At 32.7% G+C, this 21,716-nt stretch carries 22 protein-coding genes; 15 read left to right on the forward strand and 7 right to left on the reverse strand.

The features are described from left to right. Nucleotides 1-136 precede the first annotated feature (136 nt). Complete coding sequence (locus KQI38_RS16935) at nucleotides 137-985, forward strand: undecaprenyl-diphosphate phosphatase (RefSeq protein WP_094903060.1); 849 nt, start codon at nucleotides 137-139, stop codon at nucleotides 983-985. 47 nt (nucleotides 986-1,032) lie between these two features. On the opposite strand, the gene KQI38_RS16940 is transcribed toward KQI38_RS16935, so the two are convergent. Further along, a complete protein-coding gene (locus KQI38_RS16940) occupies nucleotides 1,033-2,274 on the reverse strand; it encodes a metal-dependent hydrolase family protein (protein WP_216561469.1) in 1,242 nt (413 codons plus the stop codon). Nucleotides 2,275-2,421: 147 nt separating this feature from the next. On the opposite strand from KQI38_RS16940, the gene prdR reads away from it, so the two are divergent. The 10 genes from prdR (at nucleotide 2,422) to KQI38_RS16990 (ending at nucleotide 12,291) form a co-directional block, all read left to right on the forward strand. After that, the gene (gene prdR / locus KQI38_RS16945; RefSeq protein ID WP_216561471.1) at nucleotides 2,422-4,215 is read left to right on the forward strand and encodes a sigma-54 dependent transcriptional regulator PrdR; all 1,794 of its coding nucleotides are present in this window, start codon (nucleotides 2,422-2,424) and stop codon (nucleotides 4,213-4,215) included. Nucleotides 4,216-4,665: 450 nt separating this feature from the next. Then, a complete protein-coding gene (gene prdC / locus KQI38_RS16950; RefSeq protein ID WP_216561473.1) occupies nucleotides 4,666-5,970 on the forward strand; it encodes a proline reductase-associated electron transfer protein PrdC in 1,305 nt (434 codons plus the stop codon). A 22-nt stretch (nucleotides 5,971-5,992) separates the two neighbouring features. Continuing rightward, nucleotides 5,993-8,086, forward strand: coding sequence for a D-proline reductase (dithiol) proprotein PrdA (gene prdA, locus KQI38_RS16955; RefSeq protein ID WP_216561476.1), 2,094 nt, complete (start codon nucleotides 5,993-5,995; stop codon nucleotides 8,084-8,086). 18 nt (nucleotides 8,087-8,104) lie between these two features. Beyond that, nucleotides 8,105-8,356 carry a CBO2463/CBO2479 domain-containing protein gene (locus KQI38_RS16960; protein ID WP_094903052.1) on the forward strand — a complete coding sequence of 84 codons (252 nt, stop codon included), beginning with the start codon at nucleotides 8,105-8,107 and terminating at the stop codon, nucleotides 8,354-8,356. Further along, a complete protein-coding gene (locus KQI38_RS22970) occupies nucleotides 8,356-8,808 on the forward strand; it encodes a glycine/sarcosine/betaine reductase selenoprotein B family protein (RefSeq protein WP_216561478.1) in 453 nt (150 codons plus the stop codon). Before KQI38_RS16960 ends, KQI38_RS22970 begins: the two co-directional genes overlap by 1 nt. Before the next feature lie 21 nt (nucleotides 8,809-8,829). Beyond that, nucleotides 8,830-9,081: a hypothetical protein gene (locus KQI38_RS22975; protein ID WP_216561480.1), complete on the forward strand. Its 252-nt coding sequence runs from the start codon at nucleotides 8,830-8,832 to the stop codon at nucleotides 9,079-9,081. Between the two features lie 78 nt (nucleotides 9,082-9,159). Beyond that, nucleotides 9,160-9,954 carry a proline reductase cluster protein PrdD gene (gene prdD / locus KQI38_RS22460; RefSeq protein WP_216561482.1) on the forward strand — a complete coding sequence of 265 codons (795 nt, stop codon included), beginning with the start codon at nucleotides 9,160-9,162 and terminating at the stop codon, nucleotides 9,952-9,954. Between the two features lie 43 nt (nucleotides 9,955-9,997). Beyond that, complete coding sequence (locus tag KQI38_RS22465) at nucleotides 9,998-10,474, forward strand: glycine/sarcosine/betaine reductase component B subunit (RefSeq protein ID WP_216561484.1); 477 nt, start codon at nucleotides 9,998-10,000, stop codon at nucleotides 10,472-10,474. Nucleotides 10,475-10,536: 62 nt separating this feature from the next. Beyond that, entirely contained in the window at nucleotides 10,537-11,544 is a 1,008-nt protein-coding gene (locus KQI38_RS16985) for a proline racemase (protein ID WP_216561486.1), read from the forward strand. A 294-nt stretch (nucleotides 11,545-11,838) separates the two neighbouring features. After that, nucleotides 11,839-12,291 (forward strand): hypothetical protein, encoded by a 453-nt coding sequence (locus tag KQI38_RS16990; RefSeq protein WP_216561488.1) that lies wholly within the window; start codon nucleotides 11,839-11,841, stop codon nucleotides 12,289-12,291. A gap of 157 nt (nucleotides 12,292-12,448) precedes the next feature. Here KQI38_RS16990 and KQI38_RS16995 read toward each other — a convergent pair whose 3' ends face one another. After that, entirely contained in the window at nucleotides 12,449-13,228 is a 780-nt protein-coding gene (locus KQI38_RS16995) for a class I SAM-dependent DNA methyltransferase (protein ID WP_216561490.1), read from the reverse strand. 356 nt (nucleotides 13,229-13,584) lie between these two features. On the opposite strand from KQI38_RS16995, the gene KQI38_RS17000 reads away from it, so the two are divergent. Beyond that, nucleotides 13,585-14,871: a putative DNA modification/repair radical SAM protein gene (locus KQI38_RS17000; RefSeq protein WP_216561510.1), complete on the forward strand. Its 1,287-nt coding sequence runs from the start codon at nucleotides 13,585-13,587 to the stop codon at nucleotides 14,869-14,871. Next, nucleotides 14,871-15,605: a TIGR03915 family putative DNA repair protein gene (locus KQI38_RS17005; protein WP_216561492.1), complete on the forward strand. Its 735-nt coding sequence runs from the start codon at nucleotides 14,871-14,873 to the stop codon at nucleotides 15,603-15,605. Before KQI38_RS17000 ends, KQI38_RS17005 begins: the two co-directional genes overlap by 1 nt. Nucleotides 15,606-15,686: 81 nt before the next feature. Here the strand turns inward: KQI38_RS17005 and KQI38_RS17010 are convergent, their stop codons facing one another. From KQI38_RS17010 to KQI38_RS17030, 5 genes are read right to left on the reverse strand one after another with little or no spacing between them, the layout of a single operon-like run. After that, complete coding sequence (locus KQI38_RS17010; protein WP_216561494.1) at nucleotides 15,687-15,905, reverse strand: M23 family metallopeptidase; 219 nt, start codon at nucleotides 15,903-15,905, stop codon at nucleotides 15,687-15,689. A 3-nt stretch (nucleotides 15,906-15,908) separates the two neighbouring features. Beyond that, the gene (locus KQI38_RS17015) at nucleotides 15,909-16,664 is read right to left on the reverse strand and encodes an ABC transporter permease (protein WP_216561496.1); all 756 of its coding nucleotides are present in this window, start codon (nucleotides 16,662-16,664) and stop codon (nucleotides 15,909-15,911) included. 11 nt (nucleotides 16,665-16,675) lie between these two features. Continuing rightward, on the reverse strand, nucleotides 16,676-17,614 hold the full coding sequence (locus KQI38_RS17020; protein WP_216561498.1) for an ABC transporter ATP-binding protein: 939 nt from the start codon (nucleotides 17,612-17,614) through the stop codon (nucleotides 16,676-16,678). Between the two features lie 2 nt (nucleotides 17,615-17,616). Further along, the gene (locus KQI38_RS17025; protein WP_216561500.1) at nucleotides 17,617-18,072 is read right to left on the reverse strand and encodes a GyrI-like domain-containing protein; all 456 of its coding nucleotides are present in this window, start codon (nucleotides 18,070-18,072) and stop codon (nucleotides 17,617-17,619) included. Then, entirely contained in the window at nucleotides 18,069-18,941 is an 873-nt protein-coding gene (locus tag KQI38_RS17030; protein ID WP_216561502.1) for an AraC family transcriptional regulator, read from the reverse strand. Before KQI38_RS17030 ends, KQI38_RS17025 begins: the two co-directional genes overlap by 4 nt. 305 nt (nucleotides 18,942-19,246) lie before the next feature. Between KQI38_RS17030 and KQI38_RS17035 the strand changes: the two genes are divergently transcribed. Together KQI38_RS17035 and rsgA are read left to right on the forward strand one after the other, a co-directional pair. Then, nucleotides 19,247-19,927 carry an N-acetylmuramoyl-L-alanine amidase family protein gene (locus KQI38_RS17035; RefSeq protein ID WP_216561504.1) on the forward strand — a complete coding sequence of 227 codons (681 nt, stop codon included), beginning with the start codon at nucleotides 19,247-19,249 and terminating at the stop codon, nucleotides 19,925-19,927. A gap of 600 nt (nucleotides 19,928-20,527) precedes the next feature. Further along, nucleotides 20,528-21,559, forward strand: a complete 1,032-nt coding sequence (gene rsgA / locus KQI38_RS17040; protein ID WP_216561506.1) for a ribosome small subunit-dependent GTPase A — start codon at nucleotides 20,528-20,530, stop codon at nucleotides 21,557-21,559. Nucleotides 21,560-21,716: the final 157 nt, after the last annotated feature.

The raw sequence follows: 21,716 nt of genomic DNA on the forward strand, positions 1-21,716 counted from the left end.
TATTTAAGTATCTGAAATATATTGTATAATGTTTATATATGAATAAGTATAATATATTAAATAAGATAGAAGGTGTTAAATTATATATAAATAATATTTAAAGATTTAAATAAACATTAGATAGGGGGATTTACTTATGGATACCATAATTTTAGTAATAAAATCAATAATATTAGGAATTGTAGAAGGATTGACCGAATTTTTGCCAGTTTCTTCAACGGGGCATTTAGTCATATTTCAGAACTTAATAGGTTTCAAAGGAACAAATCAAAGCTATGTTGAGATGTATACATATGTTATACAATTAGGTGCTATATTAGCAGTAGTTATTCTTTATTGGAAGAAAATAAAGGAAACTATTATAAATTTTTTTCCTCAAAAAGTAGGGTATGAAAAGTCTGGATTTAAGTTTTGGTTTATGATATTTATTGCTTGTATTCCTGGAGGTGTTTTCGGAATATTATTAGATGATTTAGCAGATAAATACTTATTTAACCCTGTATCTGTAGCCATAACCTTATTCCTTGGTGGGATATGGATGATATATGCAGAGAATAAATTTAGAAACAATAGAAATAAAAGTAAAAGTTTAAATGTTACAGCAAAACAAGCAATTACAATTGGATTATTCCAATGTTTAGCCATAATTCCAGGAATGTCACGTTCGGCTTCAACAATTATAGGTGGATGGGTGTCAGGGCTTTCTACTGTTGCAGCTGCGGAGTTTTCTTTCTTTTTAGCAATTCCAGTTATGGTAGGGATGAGCTTTTTAAAGATTATAAAGATTGGGGGAATAGCTGTTCTTACAGTTCCCGAACTTATTTCTCTTGCTGTGGGATTCGTGGTATCATTTATAGTAGCGTTAATTGTAATCAATAAATTTATTTCATACTTAAAGAAGAAACCTATGAGGATATTTGCATTCTACAGAATGGTATTTGCTATTATTGTGTTAATAGCAGGACTTACAGGAATATTTCAATAAAATAATTAATGGAGTAAGAGGTGATCACCTACTACTCCATTTCTTTTTTAATTCTTGAAGTTTTTTACAAATTGTCCTTCCTTCATAATTACTTCCATTTTTTCAACACAAATATTATGAATATCTAAAAGAGGATTATCTTGAAGAACTATTAAATCGGCAAATTTGCCTTCTTCTAATGTTCCTGTAATATCATCTACCTTTAACATTTCTGCACCATTTTTAGTAGCAGCCAATATTACTTCCATCTCTGATAAACCTGCTTTGTTTAAGGCATACATTTCTGTTATAGCATATTTTCCATAAGGAGTTAAGCTACTACAGAATGAATCTGATCCTACTGTGATTCGGATACCTTTCTTATTTGCATTTTGCAGATTGTCAATTATTCGATTCAATTCCTTCTCAGCAGTTGTATTGCCTGGATACTTATCATGTATAGGTCTATAAGGTGGCTCATAGACTGTAAACCATTCATAGAAGAATTGCAAAGTAGGACAGAAGGTAATATCTTTTTCCTTCATAATCTCTAAACATTCTTCATTCAATTCTTGTCCATGGATAATAGAAGATACACCTGCTTTACATGAATTTAAAGCACCTTCATAGCCCTCAGCATGGGACCATACAGGTATTCCAACCATGTTACACTCGTCAACTACTGCTTGAATTTCTTCCATTGAATAATGAGTAGCGGCCTTAGCATCATATCTCCATATTCCTCCGCCTGTTGACCAGATTTTAACCGCATCTGGATTTTCACGGAGTCTTTTTCTAATGGCTTTTCTAAGTTCCCATGGTCCATCTACTCTTTCTGCCCATGGATGAGAATCATTATTATAATCTAAAGGCAATTTATGAGAATCCCCATGTCCAGCAGTTCTGCAAAATCCAAGACCTGTTGTAATAACCCTAGGTCCGGGAATAATACCTTGCTCAATCATATTTCTGATATGTATTCCAGAGCGAGAAATTTCTCCAACTGTTGTTAATCCATGTTCTAAAGCCTCTCTAGCTTGTGCTACAGCAACTATAGTTTTTTGAATAACTGGTTCAAGTACCCATTCTGTATCATTATCACTTAAATTTCCACTAAAATGAAGATGTGCATCAATTAAACCAGGCATAATAGTTTTACCAGTTATATCAATTACTTCACCATCGAATTTAGTATCTGTAATAGGTCCAGCATATTTGATCTTCCTATCCTCTACAACTACCATAGAGTTTTCGATTACTTCTCCTGTACCATTTATTAATAGACCGCCAGTAAATATAAACTTACTCACTATGTATTCGCCCCCTTATAGTAATATTCATATACATTTTAACCTTTAATACTCCACTAATCAATCATTAAATTTATGCAAGTTTTTTTAAAATGTGATAGAATTATAATAATATTGAAAGCAAGAAAATATTGAGTAGGTGATAAAATGGCTGAATATTATACTGCAGATTTTAAGAACATTGCTGATATTATGAATGAAGATATTATATTTGCAGAGGAATCAATATCTATAGAGTCGGCCCTAAGAGAAATGCTTATAAGCTCCAGATACGAGATTGTAATAGTTAAAGAACTTAAAAATAAGGCTGATTATAACAATGCTTTAGGGATTATTACAATTGAAGATATAGGGAAATTAGTTAAGAAGGAGATAAATCTTAAAGACAAGGTTGGAAATTGGATAAAGGGTGATGTAACTGGCATCAATGTAGAGGAAAGCATAAGGACGTCAAAGCTCCTTATGAAGGAAAAAGGTGTAGAAACATTGCTGGTTTTAAGGGAGGAAAAAATAGTAGGAATATTGACACCCTTGGAATTGTTCAGACATCAGGATTTCCAAAGAGATGAAATAGAGCTTCAGCTAAGGCTGATATTAGGTAATCTTCATGAAGCAGTATGTGTCATAAATACTTCTGGCATAGTTACATTTTGGAATGCTAGTTCTGAAAAATTATATGGTATAGAGGCAAATGAAATAGTAGGATTTCACATAGAAAAATTCTTTCCTAATGCTTTGCTTATAAGGGTTCTGAAGGAGAAAAGAACTTTCCAAAACTTAAAATATAAGCCTAAGGATGAATCAGATGTAATAATATCTGCTACCCCCCTTATATATAAAGGGGAACTAATAGGAGCAGTTTCTACGGATAGAGATCTTAATGAAATCACCAATTTATATATGGAATTAGATAGAGAAAAGACAAAGGTGGAAATCTTAAAGCAACAAATGAAGGAAATAACTCAGGATAAATATTTCTTTGGTAAGATTATCGGTAAGTCTAAGGCCTTAGTAGATGCCATGACTATAGCTAAACAAGTAGCCAAAACAGATGCAAGCGTATTAATCACTGGTGAAAGCGGAACTGGAAAAGAAGTATTTTCAAGGGCTATACATCAGGAAAGTGATAGAAAAGGAGATTTTATTCCAGTTAATTGTAGTGCTATACCTTCAAATCTTTTAGAATCTGAATTATTCGGATATGTGGAGGGGGCCTTTACAGGTGCTTATAAGAAAGGAAGACCAGGAAAGTTTGAACTAGCCAATGGTGGAACTTTATTTTTAGACGAGATTGGTGATATGCCTTTACTTATGCAGGCAAAGCTACTTAGAGTATTACAAGATGGAATCGTGTATAGAGTAGGAAGCAGTAAATCTATAAAGGTAGATGCAAGGATAATAGCTGCAACAAATAAAGACTTGCAACAACTTATGGAGGAAGGTAAATTTAGAGAGGACCTTTATTATAGATTAAATGTGGTATCCATACAAATACCTCCGCTTAGAGAACGAAAGGAAGATATACCAGAGCTTATAAATAATTTTATTGAAGAATTCTCAGAGAAAAATAATAAAGGAAAGATAGATATATCTCCAGATGCCATGAAGATACTGTCAGACTATCATTGGAGAGGTAATATCAGGGAATTAAAAAACACTATTGAAAGATTAGTAATTTTATCTAAGAATAATATAATTGAGAGTAATGATATACCTGCAGAAATAATAAGCAGTACAAATATGTCTCCTTTTATAAATTTGGATATAGACAATTCCTTTGATTTAAAGAATGCTGTAGAGGAATTTGAAAAGAATATAATTATAAATGCTTTAGCCACAGTAAAAGGTAATAAAGTTCAAGCAGCAGAATTACTGAATATAAAAAGATCTACACTATATTATAAATTAGACTTATACAATTTAACTGAATATTTTTCATAACATTGAATCTAAATAGGTATTTAAAAGAAATGTCAATTAATTGACATTCGAGTACAAAAAACTGACACTGGCTTTGTAGTTATTTTATCATGATAAATAATATTAATATCATTGTTATTATATATCAACTTGGTTAATGACTAGGTTTCTATAAAAAATATCTATAATAGGTGCGAATTAAATAAACCTAATATATGTCAGATATCTGACATATATTAGGTTTATTTTTATTTAATAAAGAAAAAAGATGTAATAATTAACAAATCAATGAAAAAATTAAGAGGCGTTTCATTCTTTGAAGGTATTGGAAGTATGAGGTTTATAGTGATTGAAGGTTATGAGAAATAAATTACAAAGTGCAAATATATTAGATAATGGGGTAATGGCATAATATTTGCATAGTAAATAATAAACAAATAATTATCAATATTTATTGTTGGGAGGAAGAAAATGGCATTATATAGAATTCCGCTAAGACAACATGTAGGTGCTCCTTGTGTAGCAACAGTACAAATAGGAGATGAGGTATTAAGAGGTCAATGTATTGCTGATCCAAATGGGCTTGGAGCTAAAATACATTCTAGTGTGTCAGGTAAGATTATAAATATAACAGAAGAAGCTATTGAAATTGAAGGAGAAGTTATAGATAAACAAGATTATGTAAAAATAAAAAAATGTGAATCTATAGTAGAAACTGCCTATGAAGCTGGAATAGTAGGTGCTGGCGGAGCTGGATTTCCTACTCATATAAAGCTTAAATCAGAAATTCCAGATGGATATGTAATTGCAAACTGTGTAGAGTGTGAGCCGATTTTAAATCATAATATAAGACTTTTAGAAGAAAATCCTGAGATAGTTATAAAAGGTATTAGATATGCTATGGAATCTACAAAGGCTCCAAAAGGATATATAGCAATAAAAGCTAAAAATAAGAGAGCCATTCATTCATTAAAAAGTGCAATTGGCGAGGTAAAGGATATTGAAGTAAAAGAGCTTAGAGATATGTATCCTATGGGAGAAGAAAGAGCAATAATTCATGAAATCTTTGGTACATGGCTTACTCCAGAGCAGTTGCCTATTGAAGCCAAATGTGTAGTTATGAATGGTGAGACTTTGGCAAACCTTACAAGGGCAGTTGAGGATTTAAAACCTGTAATTGATAAGGATATTACAGTAGGCGGCAAATTAAAAAGTGGTAAAGAAGCTAATACTTTCTTCCAAGTACCTATTGGGACTCCAATAAACGATCTTATTAATGAATGTGGAGGAATTGATGGAGATTTTGGTGAAGTAGTAATTGGAGGACCGTATACAGGAAAGTCTGGAGATATTCATAGTTCTGTAGTTACTAAAATATCTGGCGGTGCCATAGTTACTATTCCTTTACCGGAATTTGATGGACCAATTGGACTTCTTGTATGTGCATGTGGTGCAGACGAATCTAGACTTAGAGATATAGCTGGAAAAATGAAATCAGAAGTTGTTGCTGTAACAAAATGCAAAAATATTGTAGAAGTAAGAGGTACAAATAAATGCCTTACACCTGGGGACTGCCCTGGACAGGTTCAAGGAGTAATGCACCTTAAAAAAAATGGTGCCAAAAGAATTTTAATATCAAACTGTAGTGATTGTACAAATACGGTAATGTGTTGTGCTCCTAATATGGGGATACCGGTATATCATCATACAGATCATATATTTAGAACAGTTGATCATGAATTAACAAGAAGACTTCCTATGGAAGAAGAAAAATAGATTTTATCGAGGAGGTATGAATATGTCAATAAGCGCTGATGAAGCACAAAAGTTTAAAGATGAAGTTGCTGTAGTATGCTGTAGGACAGAGGCAGGGACCGTAATATCAGCAGATAATCTGGAAGATCCAAATATATTTCCTGATCTTGTAGATTCAGGATTACTTTCCATACCAGAAAATGCTGCTAAGATAGGACAGGTTATTGGAGTTAAACTCTTAAAGACTATTGATTCATTGACCCCTATAACACCAGAAATTATAGAGGGAATGAAGGTAGAAGGAACAGTTGGCACAAATACAGAAAAGCTTGTAGACTCAGATAAGAAGGCAGTATTAAAATTTAATATGAAGGCTGGAGATGTGATTAAGGCAGCTGATTTAGAAAATCCAATTAATTTTGAGAAACTAGAGGATTCACTTCTGATTAAACTAGGTGATGGGGTGTTGACGAGAGGAGAAGTTATTGGAGCAAAACTTAATCAGAGCGTACCAGCCCTTACACCTGTTACTCAAAATATGCTAGAAGGATTTAGTATATCATCAGAAAAAGAAGTTCTAGAAGCACCTTCTATAGCAAGCTCTATACAAGGTGGAGTGCTAAAAATAAAAATAGCTGAAGGGAAAGGAATAGATATAGAAGTTCCTTTGGGAGGATATTCAATATCACAAACTCCAGCAATGCCAGTGCAGACTGTAGTAGCAGAAGCACCTTTAGCAGCAGAGAAAGTAGAAATGAAAGATGAAGAAGTTCCTGCTAAAGAAATCAGAAGACTTGTTAAAAAACATTTCCAAATAGATGAAGTTAAATTTGGACCAGAAACTAAAATTGATGGGACTACTTTATATATCAGAGAAAATATTGGAGAAGATGCAGTTAAGGTAGATGAATTGGTAAAAAAGATAAAGGTAGAAATTATCACTCCTGATAAATATAATATGTATTCAGAAACCATAATGGATGTTCAGCCTATAGCAACAAAAGAAGAAGGAAGTAAATTAGGCACAGGAGTAACTAGAGTACTTGATGGAGTAATCATAATGGTAACTGGTACTGATGAAAATGGAGTTCAAATCGGTGAATTTGGTTCATCAGAAGGTATCCTTGAAGAAAATATTATGTGGGGAAGACCTGGTGCTCCTGATAAAGGAGAAATATTTATAAAAACTGAGGTTGTAATTAAAGAACATACTAATATGGAAAGACCAGGACCTCTTGCAGCTCACAAGGCTACAGATTTTATCACACAAGAAATTAGAGATGTATTAAAGAAATTAGATGAGTCTTTAGTAGTAACTGAGGAATTATTTATTCAAACAAGAAGACCTGGAAAGAAAAAGGTAGTAATAGTTAAAGAGATTATGGGACAGGGTGCTATGCATGATAATTTAATACTTCCTGTTGAACCAGTTGGAGTGCTGGGAGCTAAACCAAATGTTGACCTTGGCAATGTTCCTATAGTTTGTTCACCATTAGAAATATTAGACGGAGCTATACATGCACTTACTTGTATAGGACCTGCATCTAAGGAATGTTCAAGACATTATTGGAGAGAGCCTCTTGTAATGGAAGCACTTAAAGATGAAGAGTTGGATCTATGTGCAGTTATATTAGTTGGAAGTCCTCAAATCAACTCTGAAAAATTCTATGTATCTGAAAGAGTTGGTATGACAGTTGAATCTATGGATGTTGATGGTGCATTTGTTACTACAGAAGGATTTGGAAATAATCATATTGATTTTGCCAGCCATATTGAACAAATAGGTATGAGAGGAATACCAGTAGTTGGCTCATCATTCTGTGCAGTTCAAGGTGCATTAGTAGTTGGTAATAAATATATGACACATATGATAGATCATAATAAATCAGAAGCAGGAATTGAAAATGAAGTATTATCCTGTAATACATTGACTAAAGAAGATGCACTTAGGGCAATTGCAATGTTAAAGTCTGCTATTGCCAATGAAGAAGTAGCTCAGCCTGAAAGAAAATGGAATCCAAATGTTAAGGAAAATAATCTAGAGTTAATAGAGAAGACGACAGGGATGAAAATTGAAAGACCAGAAAACGAAACTTCTATTCCAATGAGTGAAAAAAGAAAAGAAAAATATAGTTAATAAAATTAGGGTGCTAAAATGAAATATATTGATAATGTAAGATATATGGAAGGTATTATAGTTGAAGTAAGTGATGGTGCTGTAAGTATAGATTTCAAAGGAAGATTAGGATTTTTAAAGATTCCAATGAGAATGTTGATTACTGACTATCCACTAGAAGTGGGTCAGGAAGTTTGCCTCAATATGAGCTATGTGGAAGTTTTAAGTCCTATACCAAATGATAAATATATAAGTAATTTAGATAAGAAAAAGGATAAGGAGGTAAAGTAATGAGCCTAACGGTAGTGAAGGGATTACAATCCGAAATATTTGTACCAATTACACCACCACCAGTATGGACTCCTGTAACTAAAGAGTTGAAGGAGATGACCGTTGCTTTAGTTACAGCAGCTGGTGTTCACGAGAAAAAAGATAAAAGATTTAATCTTGCTGGCGACTTTTCTTTTAGAGAAGTCAAAGATACAACTCCATCCAGTGAATTAATGGTATCACATGGCGGATATGATAATGGAGATGTCAATAAGGATATTAACTGTATGTTTCCAATAGATAGATTACATGAGCTTGCAAAGGATGGGGTTATAAAAAAAGTTGCCCCAGTTCATATTGGATTCATGGGTGGCGGAGGAAATCAAGAGAAATTTAAGAATGAAACAGGACCAGAGATTGCAAAGATACTTAAAGAAGAAGGTGTAGATGCTGTATTGATGACTGCGGGATGAGGTACTTGCCACCGCTCTGCCGTGATTGTGCAGAGAGCGATTGAAGAAGCAGGTATACCAACTATAATAATAGCTGCTCTTCCCCCAGTAGTAAGACAAAATGGTACTCCTAGAGCAGTTGCTCCACTAGTACCTATGGGAGCAAATGCAGGAGCTCCTAATGATATAGAAATGCAATATAATATTTGTAAAGAATCTTTACGAAAATTAATAGAAATTGATACTCCAGGGAAAATAGTTCCTCTTCCATACGAATATATAGCAAAAGTTTAAGAAAAATGATAAATTAAAAACTGTTAGGAATAGATTGCAGATATAGTAAAATATAGCTGCAATCTTATCTGATGGATAGTGACAGTGAAAAGGAATGATGATATGATGCTTGAAAAGGATGAAATTGAAAAAAGAAGGCTTGTAATAAAAAGTTTTCATATAAATGAAGTTCAGCTTTCATCTGAAACATCTATTGAGGACGGAGTATTAAGGATAAATAAAGATTTAATTGATGAGATATTAAAAACAGAGCCTTTAATTGAGAGAATTGATTTAAATATAGTAGAACCAAGAGCCCATAATAGATGGACTAATAGTATTATGGATATAATACCTATATCTGTAAAGGTTTTAGGTGTCTTAGGTGAAGGTATAACTCATACTATTACAGGAGCTTGTTTTATGCTTACAGGAGTTGATGCTGAGGGAATCCAAGTTGCAGAATTCGGCTCATCAGAAGGGATATTGAAAGACCAGTTGTCTTTAAATAAGGTTGGTACTCCAGCTGATACGGATATTATTATTTCTTTTGATGTAGTGCTTAAAGCTGGGGAAGGTCATCACAGACAAGGACCAACAGCGGCTCATAGGGCTTGTGATAAAATGGTGCAGGATATTAGAGAAGTCCTAAAAAGGTTAAAATCCAATAGTTTTACTGAAAGACATGAGTACTATGACATAGTGAAACCGGGAAAGAAAAAGGTGGTTATAATAAAGCAAGTTGCCGGACAAGGTGCTATGTATGATACTCAATTGTTCTCAAAGGAACCCTCAGGATTTGCAGGAGGACGATCTATAATAGACATGGGGAATGTACCTATTATAGTGAGTCCCAACGAATATAGAGATGGTGCAATAAGAGCGATGCATTGATTCAAATATGTAAATCTATTCCATTAAAGGATGGTGTGTATATATGGGAGTTGGACCTTCAACAAAAGAAACTACTCTCCATCATTTTAGAGATCCAATATTAAATATAGTATCTAATGATAAGGATATTGACTTATTGGGAATTATTATTGTAGGAACACCTCAAGACAATGAGGATAAATATTTTGTTGGCAGGAGAGCTGCCGCTTGGGTCGAAGCCATGAGAGCTGATGGAGTAATAATTTCTGCAGATGGCTGGGGAAATAGCCATGTAGATTATGCAAATACAATAGAAGAAATCGGAAAGAGAAACATTCCGGTAGTGGGGATTAGTTTTGTTGGTACTCAGGCCCAATTTGTTGTAAAGAATAGATATATGGATACCATAGTGGATATTAATAAATCTAAAGATGGTATAGAGACTGAAGTAGTTGGAGAAAACACATTATCAGAATTAGATGCTAAAAAAGCCTTAGCATTGCTGAAGTTAAAGATGAGAAATAAAGAATCTAAAGAATAGAAATTAGGTTATTTGCATAAAGGATTGTTAAAAATCAAACTATAGTCAAAGGAGAGTAAGACATGAACTTTAGTAAAAGCTTACACGCAATTGATTCCCATACAATGGGAGAACCGAATAGAACTATAATAGGTGGATTACCTAATATACCTGGAAAGACTATGGCAGAGAAAAAAGAGTACTTAGAAAATCATTTAGATTATATAAGAACAGCTGTAATGCATGAACCAAGGGGACATAATGATATGTTTGGATCCATAATCACTGCACCTACATTACCAGAAGCTGACTTAGGAATAATCTTTATGGATGGCGGCGGATATTTAAACATGTGTGGACATGGCACTATTGGTGCAGCTACTATTGCAGTGGAAACTGGAATGGTGGAAGTTACCGAACCAACTACAGATATAGTATTAGAAGCCCCTGCCGGCTTAGTTAAAGCCAAGGTAAAAGTGGAAAAGGGAAAGGCTAAAGAGGTTTCAGTAGTCAATGTTCCTTCCTTCTTATATAAAAAAGATGTACAAGTAGATGTACCGGATATCGGTACAGTTATCTTTGATATTTCCTTTGGTGGCAGTTTCTTTGCCATAGTAAAAGATAGTGAATTAAAGGTTGATATTGACCCGAAAAATACTAATCTAATAATTGAAAGAGCTATGAAGCTAAGAGAGATTATTAACAAGGAAATCCAAGTACAACATCCAACTCAAGGACATATAAAGACCGTTGATTTAGTGGAAGTTTATGGACAACCTAAAAGCGAAGATGCAGATTATCAAAACGTAGTAATATTTGGCTCGGGACAAGCAGACAGATCACCATGCGGAACCGGCACAAGTGCAAAAATGGCAACATTATATGCTAAGGGGGAACTAGGTATTAATGAACCTTTTACATATGAAAGTATAATTAATACTAAATTTAAAGGAAGAATTTTAGAAGAAACTACTGTTGGTGAATTTAAAGCTGTTATACCTGAAATAACAGGTTCTGCTTTTATAACAGGATTTAACCATTTAGTAATAGACGAAGAAGACCCAGTAGGATATGGATTTATTTTGAAATAGAATTAAATATTTATAAAATAATAGTGGTAAGACAGACAAAAAACTCCTAGATAAGGAGTTTTTTTATTAGAGAGAATTGTGGTTAATTAAATTGTATGAAGTATTCTAATAATCTTTGAAATTGGTTGACTAATGTATTTAGTATTGATATGTTTTATATATTATATAATAGCTAATTATGCTAATGATAAACAAAAATATTTTAGGTTAAGATATACAATTCTCTGTAGTGTTTTATATTTATTGTAGATGTATAGGAAATAGCAGAATAGAGAGGGGGATAATAAAATCAAAATGAAAAATATAAAAATAAAAGATCCAAAAGTAAAAAAGAATATTATAATAATTACTTTTGCTGTATTAATCATATTGATTATTAAGCAGTATAAAGAGAATAGAAGATTAAAAAATATAATAGTTTCATCTGAGGAATATATAATTGGTACAACTACTGTTTCTTTGCCAAGAAATTGGATTATACCCATACTATCTGAAAAACCTATTAATCTTAAGGATATTTATAGGCTAGACGGAATGTTGAGAATATCTAATTCATTATTCCAGCGTAATTTTGAAACAACAGAATTAGAAAAAAGCCAATACCTTGAAAAGACAAGAATAGGTGTTCAAAGATTGATTAAATTAATTGAATCCAATGGTAATGATGAAGAAATTGATAAATTAGTGGATGAACTCATTGAAATTCAGAATAAGATTCTTGAGAATTCTTTAGATACAGTTAAGTAAATTCTAGTTTTAACTGGTTTTGTTGGATAAAAATATATAATAAGCAAAAGGGACTGCCCTAAAATGATTTTTTAATCATTTTGAGATAATCCTTTTGCTTATTTTATTGTTAGATTAAAGATTTTACTAATACAAATACAAATAAGATAGATAGTAACTATTCTATTTTCTTACAAATATAAATCATTTGATAACTATCATTTTTTATAGGAGATTCATTCCAGTCACTGTAAATATTTAAAACCTCTAATTTATGAGCAAGTAAAAGTCGTTCCATTTCTTTTGGGAATACATATCTTAAACTTATTTTTGTTCTTTTTTCATCTATAACTTCACCATCTTGGTTTTTATATCTTCTAATTGTAATATAATGTTGAAGTTGACTAAGAGAATCATAATTACTTATGGTGTAAACATCTACTTTGTTTTTAGTATCACTATCTATATAACTTTTCCAATATTCCTCTCCGCTTGGTTGTAATAGTTCTTCTATACCTGGAAATCTTGTTTCAAAAATGAAAAGCCCTCCAGTGTCTAAGTGGTTGCTTACAGAAGATAATAGTCCATCTTGGGCTTCATTTGTAAGGAAATGTTGAAAAGAGTTTCCAACTGAATATATAAACTTGCTTTTTATATTTAGATTTAACTTAGTGCAATCTTGCTCTACCCACTGTATTTGTAAATTAAGATTAGATGCCTTTTTTTTAGCTTCTTCTAGCATTCCTCTATGAAGATCTACACCAATAAGAGAATATCCTTCACTTGCTAAGGGAATAGTTGCTCTTCCAGTTCCACAAGCTAAATCGATGATAGGCCCTTTTGTCTGTGAAGCCCATTTTAAAAGGAGTGAAATTTCGTCTAAGCCTTTATTTTCTTTGTCGTATAGGATTGGATCATTATATTCTTCAAAATTATCTAATATCATTTTATTGTCCATAAAACTTTCTCCTTTGATATAAAAATTTTAGAATTCATATGAAAAAAATACATCCCTTAAATAATAAAAATCTTAGTATGATAACTAACAAGCTTTATAGGCTAAAACTCAATGATTAGTTAAGTTCTTCAATTTTCCTATGATCTTAAGACGATTTATAGGGCATATTGTATAATAGGGTTAAGATTAAGTCAACATCCGCTGTAGGTTTAAATTAATTATATTTAAAGTAGGCATATTAGTAATAATTCTAAAGAGAAAAATAGATGTATAAAATTTTGCTCAAACATATGTTTGAACTTTTGTTCTTCTTGTGGTATAATTTACCTAAAATAATCGGTAATGAGGTGTTAGTGGTGGATGTTCTAGAGAAATTAAAGATATTATCTGATGCAGCTAAATATGATGTATCTTGCTCATCTAGTGGGAGTAATAGAAAAAACAAGAATGGCGGATTAGGAGATGCAAAAGCTTGTGGAATATGCCATAGCTGGTCAGATGATGGAAGATGTATTTCTTTATTAAAGATTTTAATGACTAATTATTGCATCTACGATTGTGTTTATTGCATCAATAGGTCTTCCAATGATCTACCTAGGGCTATTTTTACTCCAGAGGAGATAGTTGATTTAACTATAAATTTCTATAAAAGAAATTATATTGAAGGGTTGTTTTTAAGCTCTGCTGTATTTAAATCACCTAATCATACTATGGAAATGATTTTTCAAGTAGTTAGGAACCTAAGAGAGGAACAAAACTTCAATGGATATATCCATACAAAAGCAATACCAGGGGCAGATAGGGAAATTGTTGAAAAAGTTGGTAGATATGTGGATAGAATGAGTGTAAATATAGAATTACCCACAGAAGAAGGATTAAAACTCTTAGCACCTCAAAAGAATAAAGAAAGTATTTTAAAGCCTATGGGCCTAATTAAAACTGGAATCACTCAATACATAGAGGAGAAGAAAAAATTTCGTTTTAGCCCCAAATTTGTTCCAGCTGGACAGACTACACAATTAATAGTAGGAGCAACTGTGGATAATGATTTAAAGATATTAAGATTATCTGAAGGTCTATATAATTCTTATAATCTTAAAAGAGTATACTATTCAGCCTTTGTACCTGTGTCAAATAATCCTAAGCTTCCATTGATTAAATCTCCCCCGCTGGTGAGAGAAAATAGACTTTATCAAGCAGATTGGCTGCTTAGATTTTATGGATTTGAAGCAAAGGAATTATTAGATGAAGATAAACCTGATTTTGATTTAGCATTAGACCCTAAATGCGATTGGGCACTTCGCAATATTCATTTATTTCCAGTAGAGATAAATAAAGCAGATTACGATATGCTTTTAAGAGTACCTGGAATTGGAGTAAAATCAGCAATGAAGATAATTCAAGCAAGAAGATTTTCATCTATAGATTTTTATGATTTAAAAAAGCTGGGAATTGTCTTGAAAAGGGCTCAATATTTTATTACCTGTAAAGGAAAATATTATGGAGTAAAATCCATGGATAGCCAAATAATCCGTAATCAGCTAGTAGAAGGTCCACAGCTAGAGAAAAATTATCAGCAGTTATCTTTATTCGATCAAGTCTCTCTTGAAGATAAATATATTCAGATAGGAGGTCAACTTTGATGCTTCATTATATTTATGATGGTAGCTTTGATGGACTCTTGACTTCAATTTATGAAGCTTATTATAGAGGAGAAGATATTGAGGATATAGTACCTAAAGATAGTATGGAAGAAAATTTTCTAGTACAGAAGGTTTTTATTTCAACAGATGGAGAAAAATCTAGAAAAGTATATGAGGCTATAGGAAACAAGATTTCGGAAGAAGCTTTAAAAAGAGTGTTCTATGCTTATTTATCTGAGTTACCAGGGCATGGAATAACAATACTTAAATATCTTCAGTTAGGATTTAAATTTGGACCTCAAGTAGACTTGAACTTATCAAATGATATCATCTTAAAAATGGATAATATTAATTATAAGGTAGGCATGGAAAAGCACAGGATGTTGGGACTTATTAGGTTTAAGCAACTTGAAAATGGGATACTTTATTCTTCTATAGAACCAGATTACAATATCGTAGGATTACTGGCACCCCACTTTGCATCTAGAATGATGAATGAAAACTGGGCGATACATGATGTAAATAGAGGAATAGGTGTACTTTATAATAAAAAAGAATGGGTTATTAAAGATATAGAAGTCGCAGATTCTTTAATGATAAAAGAAGATGAGGAAGAATATCAAGAACTTTGGAAAGCATATTTTAAATCTATAGCTATTCAAAATAGAATTAATCCAAAACTGCAAAAAAGAAATATGCCAATGAGGTATTGGAAGCATTTGGTGGAGAAGTGATATGAAATAAACCATTCTCAAAATACTGATTCAATAAATAGGGAAAAGATATAATAGAGTTATCTTTTCCCTACTATGTAATTATTTATTTATATAGTCTAATGGTTGAACCGCCTCGCCATCTTTTCTTACTTCAAAATGTAAGTGGAGATCAGTACTACTTTTAGTTGTACCTATTTTTCCAATCATCGTACCAGAAGTTACTTCCTTACCTTCTTTAACAAGGAGTTCAGAACAGTGAGCATATGATGTGGCTAAACCATTACCATGATCAATAATTACTGTTTTACCATATGCCATTTTCTATAAACTGGTTTCTCTCTTAAGTCTGTGTAATGCCCATAGAAAGCTGATACCACACATAATGGCAAATAGGAGCAGTATATAGAATATTCTTGCAGGCTCAATATTTCCGTACAGAATTAGAGAACGTAACGCGTCAATTACATGGGTAAAAGGGTTAAGTTTGATTGCAATAGCAAAAATGCCTTTTATTTCATTAACGGGAAACAAAGCCGTACTAAGAAAGAATATGGGTAATACGATTGCGTTCATAACGGTTTCATATACAACTTCATTGGGAAGAATAAGGCTAATTGCATACGATAAACCCGCCATAAAGAACGCTGTTAGAAATACTAGCAAAAGAATAAATAGTATTCCTGTTAAGCCAGTAGCGACTTTAACAGAGAATAAAAGGCTGAAAATACCCATTATTCCTACTTCAAGAAACGTGCATAAAACAGCTTCTAAAAGTTGCCCTAATACGATAGAGCTTCTTCGGACAGGAGCGATTAACACCCGGTAAAAACTTCCCTCTGATTTCATCATGTAATTCATAATTCCGCTGCTGCTGCAAGTGGAAAAGCTAACTAATATGACCAAACCAGGCAAAATGAAAGCAGTGTAGTTTTCAATCCCTGTACTCTTCATAGTTTGTCCTGCAACTGTGCTATAAAGGATTAACCAAAGTATGGGCTGTAAAATGGTAATAACGATTGTAAAGGCATTATGAAAACGCCATTTGATATTTCTCTGTAAAATTGTAAAAACACTCATGCACATTCCCCCTATTCATTCTTTGCAGTTAAGCGTAAGAATACATCTTCCAAAGTAGGCTGCGATATTTGAATCCCATTATAGGGGATATGGCTCTCTATTAAAAAAAGGTTTATCTTTTCTAAGTCAGCATGGCTATCCTTTGTATTGATGATAATGGTATCATTCTGTAAACGCACTTCTTTCAAGGAGCAATGTTCTGCAATATGGGTGACATATTCTTTTGCTTCTGCATTGGTTATAAACCTAATTTGCAAGGTATCTTGTCTGATATATGTCCTTAATTCAAATGGAGTTCCCTGTATTACTTCCTTTCCGTCTTTCATAATGCAGACAGTATCACTTAAACTGTCTGCTTCCTCCAAATAATGCGTTGTCAGAAAAATGGTTGTCCCGAAATCATCACGGATTTTCTTCATCATTTCCCACATAGCCATACGGGACTGAATATCCATTCCAACAGTAGGCTCGTCTAAAAACAAGATTTTTGGTTTTGACATCATATTAAGCGCAATATCAAGCCGCCTTTTGATACCGCCGGAATAGGAAGATACAGGATATCCCATATACTGTTTTAAGCCGAAATCAGAAATAAGGGTTTCCATGCGCTTTTTTGCTTCTGTTTTCGGAATTCTGTATAGTCGGCTTTGAAACATCATATTTTCCACTAAAGATAAATGCGTATCAATAGAGGTCTGCTGTGCAACACAAGCGATTTCTGAACGGATAGCCGCCGCTTCCCTAAAAATGTCTTTCCCTAACATCATAATTGTGCCAGAAGTAGGTTTTAAGTAAGTGGTTAATATACGGATAAGCGTAGATTTTCCTGCACCATTTTGGCCTAACAGGGAAAAAATTTCGCCCATCTTTACAGATAAGTTGAGATGTCTTAATGCCTGTACCCCATTCTTATACCGCTTATCTATGTTTTCAGCTTGAATGGCATACATGGTTATTCCTCCTTAATCGGGAAGTGGATTTCCGTAATGTATTTATCGGAATTACCTTTTAAGAGCATTCCCGGTCCTTTGATAAAGACCTCCCGAAAAGGGGGGATTAGTACCAGTCCCTTATCAGCCGCATATCTATCAATGGCGTTATAGGCATTAAAAAGTGTTTCATAAGATCCAATATGAGTAACGCATACTGCCTTTATCCGTGGCATTTCTTTTACTTCAATCCCGTTTCCATTTGGAGTTTCCTCAGTTGGTACGCATAATTCCATATTCCCCACTTTGGTTTCCGGGTTCATGGATAAGTAATTAAAAAACGGTGCGCCGCTGGTTTTACCACGGATTGACTTGAAAACATTTGGGAAAACCTTGTTAGCTTCGGTGGCCATTCCATTGTATTTCATATAAGCTATTCTCATAGGTTCAATATCTCTGATTTCGATTTGATAGTTCATAAATCAACTCTCCTTTTCTTTTTTACGGCAATCCATACTTCGGAATGACCGTTTAATGTTTTTTTCTCATAAATAGGGTATACCTCAATGTCCGGAAGCCCTGCATATTCGTAACCAGAAAACGGCAGCCACTCTATATAAAAACGCTGAAAAACACTTTGCACATTTTCTTTGAAACGTCCGTCATTTTCAAAGACTACCCATGTGGCGGCAGGTATTTCATACCCGTACATGCCTGTTGGTATAGGTTTGTCAGTAGCCGCAGCAATGTAGTAGAAAATATCTTTTGGACTTTGATAAATGCTTACACCTAATATTCCTTGCGGCTCTTGATTGGAAAGCTGGCATATTGCGGAAAATTGTTGTCCTTGTAATGTATTGTTCCAAAAGACAGGAACAGACTTCTGATTTTCCTCCATATCCTCAACTAATGGGGTACGAATACCAACGATACGCATAGCTTCTTTTTCTGCAATGTAATATGACATAGCACTTCCTCCCATAACTTTAACTGAAAATTTAATTGGCGGGTACGCATTTAATGTGATTCCCATATTTCTAGCGGCAGCTGGGGTAATGCCATGAACATTCTGAAATGCCCGGTTAAAAGAGGTGGGAGACGTATACCCGTATTTAAGGGCAATGTCTATAACCTTTTTATCTGTCCGCTGTAATTCAAAAGCCGCCTGAGTCATTCTACGGCGACGAATATAATTTGATAAGGGAATACCCGCAACGTAAGAAAACATACGCTGAAAATAAAAGGTTGAATAGCAAGCGATACGGGCTGCTTCTTCATAGGATATTTCTTTATCCAAATTATTTTCTATATACTCTATGGCATTGCTTAAATTGTTCAGCCATTCCATTTTTGTGTACCTCCTTGTGAATATCATATCTGAATTACAAATTTTACTCCTCGCTTTTCATGTCCTCTTTTGTAAACTGTAACGTAATAAAAATTTTATATCAATTCTTAAAAAATAAAATTTTTTATTATAAAGATGAAGCATTTGGTGGAGAAGTGATAATCTATTATAAGAAGAACTTGAAATTATTTTCAATATGTTCAGAGACTGTTACTTTAAGTTGCAGTCTTTTTTTATTTTCTTTCGTTATAATATGGTAAGAGATATTTTCAACTTAAAAATATAAGCATATATGGGGGAGACGGATGATACTTAGAAGAATTAGAGCTATTTTTTTATTAATATTATTAATGTTTATTATTTTTTTTGCATTTAGAGGACTATCTTTTTTTAGGAAGGACTTTATATCATCGAAGAAAGTTATAGTTATAGATCCGGGACATGGTGGAAAAGATTCTGGGACTATTGGATTTAACAATAGTTATGAAAAAGATATAAATTTGGACATATCTAAGAAATTATATAAAAAACTTAAGTCAATGGGTTACAAAGTTATTTTAACTAGAGCAACAGATGAATTTATTGATAATAATACTAGAGCAGATATTGCAAATAAGAAGAGAGCTAGAGTATTTATTAGTATCCATGGTAATGCTATAGAAAATAATAATACTGTAAATGGAGTTCAAGTATTGTATTATCCTAATAGAGAAAGTACTATAAATGACCCAAATAGTGATTCATTAGCTCAAATCATATTAGATAAATTATTAGAGGAGACCGGAGCTGACAATAAGGGAATAGTAGATAGACCAGACTTAATTGTATTAAACCAAACAAAAATGCCAGCTATAATAGTTGAATGTGGATTCTTATCTAATGAAAACGAAGAAAAGCTTTTATTAACTGACGATTATCAAGATAAGATAGTGGATTCTATAGTAAATGGATTAGAAAATTACTTTGAGTTAAATTTAGACAATTAGGCAGATTCGTTTAATTAATATAAGACTCTAGAATTTTCCAATAGAACATCTTAATATATTATGTTAACCTAATATTGATAATATTAAAGGAATCAAGATGGAAGAATAATATATGATGATATTGTAAGGAAAAGTGATACAGATATAGTTATGTTTATGTATAACAATACGGATTTCAAAATGATGCTAGAAATAATGAGAAAACAGAGACAATAAAACTTTGATATCATTTCAAATATGTCTTGACAACAATATTTGGCAGATATATACTTAAAATATGTAAATAGTAAGGAGTCGATGTGATATGATAAAATTGATAATGGAGATTGCTCAATAAAATCAAATATGGGCCAAGGAATTAATGATTAATGGTATGTTTTTTTGTTGTGCAATAAAATTACCTTGTGCCGTAGAAATCAACCCTTCACATCTACTTAAATCTAATAATAATTAAATAATATTACCGTAGATATCCATGGATGGTTTTGTCTACGGTATTTTTATGCCCATTTTTAAGGAATTAAAAGGAGTGATGTTTTATGAAGAAGAATATAAACTTTAATGTTACAAGTATAAAATTAATAAAATTGGAGGAATTAAATGATTAGAGGTATTGAAAACTATGGTTTCACAAATTATTTTAGTAACCAAATAGAATTAATTAATGGAGATAAAGATGATCTTGTACCAGCAAGAATAACTGAAGTACACAAAGAAATGTATACAATAATTTATGATAATATAGAAAAAAGGGCAAGGCTTAAGGGTTCAATCTTTTACAATGATAAATATAGTATATATCCTGCTGTAGGTGATTTTGTTTTAGTTAATCAAAATCCTTATGGAGAGGATATAATCCATCATGTATTAGATAGGAAAAGCAAATTTTCCAGATACGATTCACATTATGAGAAGGAACAAATGGTTGCTGCGAATTTTGACCATGTATTTATAATTTCATCTTTAAACCATGATTTTAATATAAAACGAATTGAGAGATATCTTTCAATTGCATGGGAAAGTGGAGCGAATCCGGCAGTTATCTTGACGAAATCAGATTTAGTTGATGATATTGAAGAATATAGTCTACAAGTAGATAATATTGCTATGGGAGTACCAATTTTCTATATTAGTTCAGTAACGGGAGAAGGAATAGAAGAGCTAAAAGAATATCTTAAACCAAGAGAAACTATAGTGTTTCTAGGATCTTCGGGTGTAGGTAAATCTTCTCTGGTAAATGCCTTATCTGGTGAGAATGTTATGAAGGTCAATGATATTAGGGAAGATGATAGCAAGGGAAGACATACTACAACTCATAGACAATTGATTATGTTAAGTAACGGAACTATGATTATAGATACTCCTGGTATGAGAGAACTTGCACTTTGGAATATTGAGGATGGATTAGATACTACATTTTCAGAGATAGAAGAATTAAGTAGATTATGTAGATTTAAAGATTGTAGTCATAATAAGGAACCGGGATGTGCTATTAAAAAAGCACTACTAAGTGGTGAACTTTCCTATGATAGATGGAATAATTATATAAAGCTCCAGAAGGAGGCTAGGTTTGCCGCTAGAAAGGAACAGCTAAATCTTAGGAAGAAAGAAAAATTATCAAAGAAAAGATGATAGAATAAAGGAAATATATAAAAGTAAAGCCAGCTAAATGATATGATACCTCCTAAGTAGACAACGTAATTAATTAAAATTACTTACTCTACTTAAGGAGGTTTTTTCATGGGAAGGCGTCCAAAATTTAGTAAAGAAGTTAAAATAGAAGCATGTG

This window comes from Tissierella carlieri (genome assembly GCF_018917285.1).
Taxonomy (GTDB): Bacteria; Bacillota; Clostridia; order Tissierellales; family Tissierellaceae; genus Tissierella; species Tissierella carlieri.

What these genes read in the sequence shown, in the direction of transcription:
- KQI38_RS16935 (WP_094903060.1), top strand. Translation starts at nt 137, where the DNA reads ATGGATACCATAATTTTAGTAATAAAATCAATAATATTAGGAATTGTA.
- prdR (WP_216561471.1), top strand. Translation starts at nt 2,422, where the DNA reads ATGGCTGAATATTATACTGCAGATTTTAAGAACATTGCTGATATTATG.
- prdC (WP_216561473.1), top strand. Translation starts at nt 4,666, where the DNA reads ATGGCATTATATAGAATTCCGCTAAGACAACATGTAGGTGCTCCTTGT.
- prdA (WP_216561476.1), top strand. Translation starts at nt 5,993, where the DNA reads ATGTCAATAAGCGCTGATGAAGCACAAAAGTTTAAAGATGAAGTTGCT.
- KQI38_RS16960 (WP_094903052.1), top strand. Translation starts at nt 8,105, where the DNA reads ATGAAATATATTGATAATGTAAGATATATGGAAGGTATTATAGTTGAA.
- KQI38_RS22970 (WP_216561478.1), top strand. Translation starts at nt 8,356, where the DNA reads ATGAGCCTAACGGTAGTGAAGGGATTACAATCCGAAATATTTGTACCA.
- KQI38_RS22465 (WP_216561484.1), top strand. Translation starts at nt 9,998, where the DNA reads ATGGGAGTTGGACCTTCAACAAAAGAAACTACTCTCCATCATTTTAGA.
- KQI38_RS16985 (WP_216561486.1), top strand. Translation starts at nt 10,537, where the DNA reads ATGAACTTTAGTAAAAGCTTACACGCAATTGATTCCCATACAATGGGA.
- KQI38_RS16990 (WP_216561488.1), top strand. Translation starts at nt 11,839, where the DNA reads ATGAAAAATATAAAAATAAAAGATCCAAAAGTAAAAAAGAATATTATA.
- KQI38_RS16995 (WP_216561490.1), bottom strand. Translation starts at nt 13,228, where the DNA reads ATGGACAATAAAATGATATTAGATAATTTTGAAGAATATAATGATCCA.
- KQI38_RS17005 (WP_216561492.1), top strand. Translation starts at nt 14,871, where the DNA reads ATGCTTCATTATATTTATGATGGTAGCTTTGATGGACTCTTGACTTCA.
- KQI38_RS17010 (WP_216561494.1), bottom strand. Translation starts at nt 15,905, where the DNA reads ATGGCATATGGTAAAACAGTAATTATTGATCATGGTAATGGTTTAGCC.
- KQI38_RS17015 (WP_216561496.1), bottom strand. Translation starts at nt 16,664, where the DNA reads ATGAGTGTTTTTACAATTTTACAGAGAAATATCAAATGGCGTTTTCAT.
- KQI38_RS17020 (WP_216561498.1), bottom strand. Translation starts at nt 17,614, where the DNA reads ATGTATGCCATTCAAGCTGAAAACATAGATAAGCGGTATAAGAATGGG.
- KQI38_RS17025 (WP_216561500.1), bottom strand. Translation starts at nt 18,072, where the DNA reads ATGAACTATCAAATCGAAATCAGAGATATTGAACCTATGAGAATAGCT.
- KQI38_RS17030 (WP_216561502.1), bottom strand. Translation starts at nt 18,941, where the DNA reads ATGGAATGGCTGAACAATTTAAGCAATGCCATAGAGTATATAGAAAAT.
- KQI38_RS17035 (WP_216561504.1), top strand. Translation starts at nt 19,247, where the DNA reads ATGATACTTAGAAGAATTAGAGCTATTTTTTTATTAATATTATTAATG.
- rsgA (WP_216561506.1), top strand. Translation starts at nt 20,528, where the DNA reads ATGATTAGAGGTATTGAAAACTATGGTTTCACAAATTATTTTAGTAAC.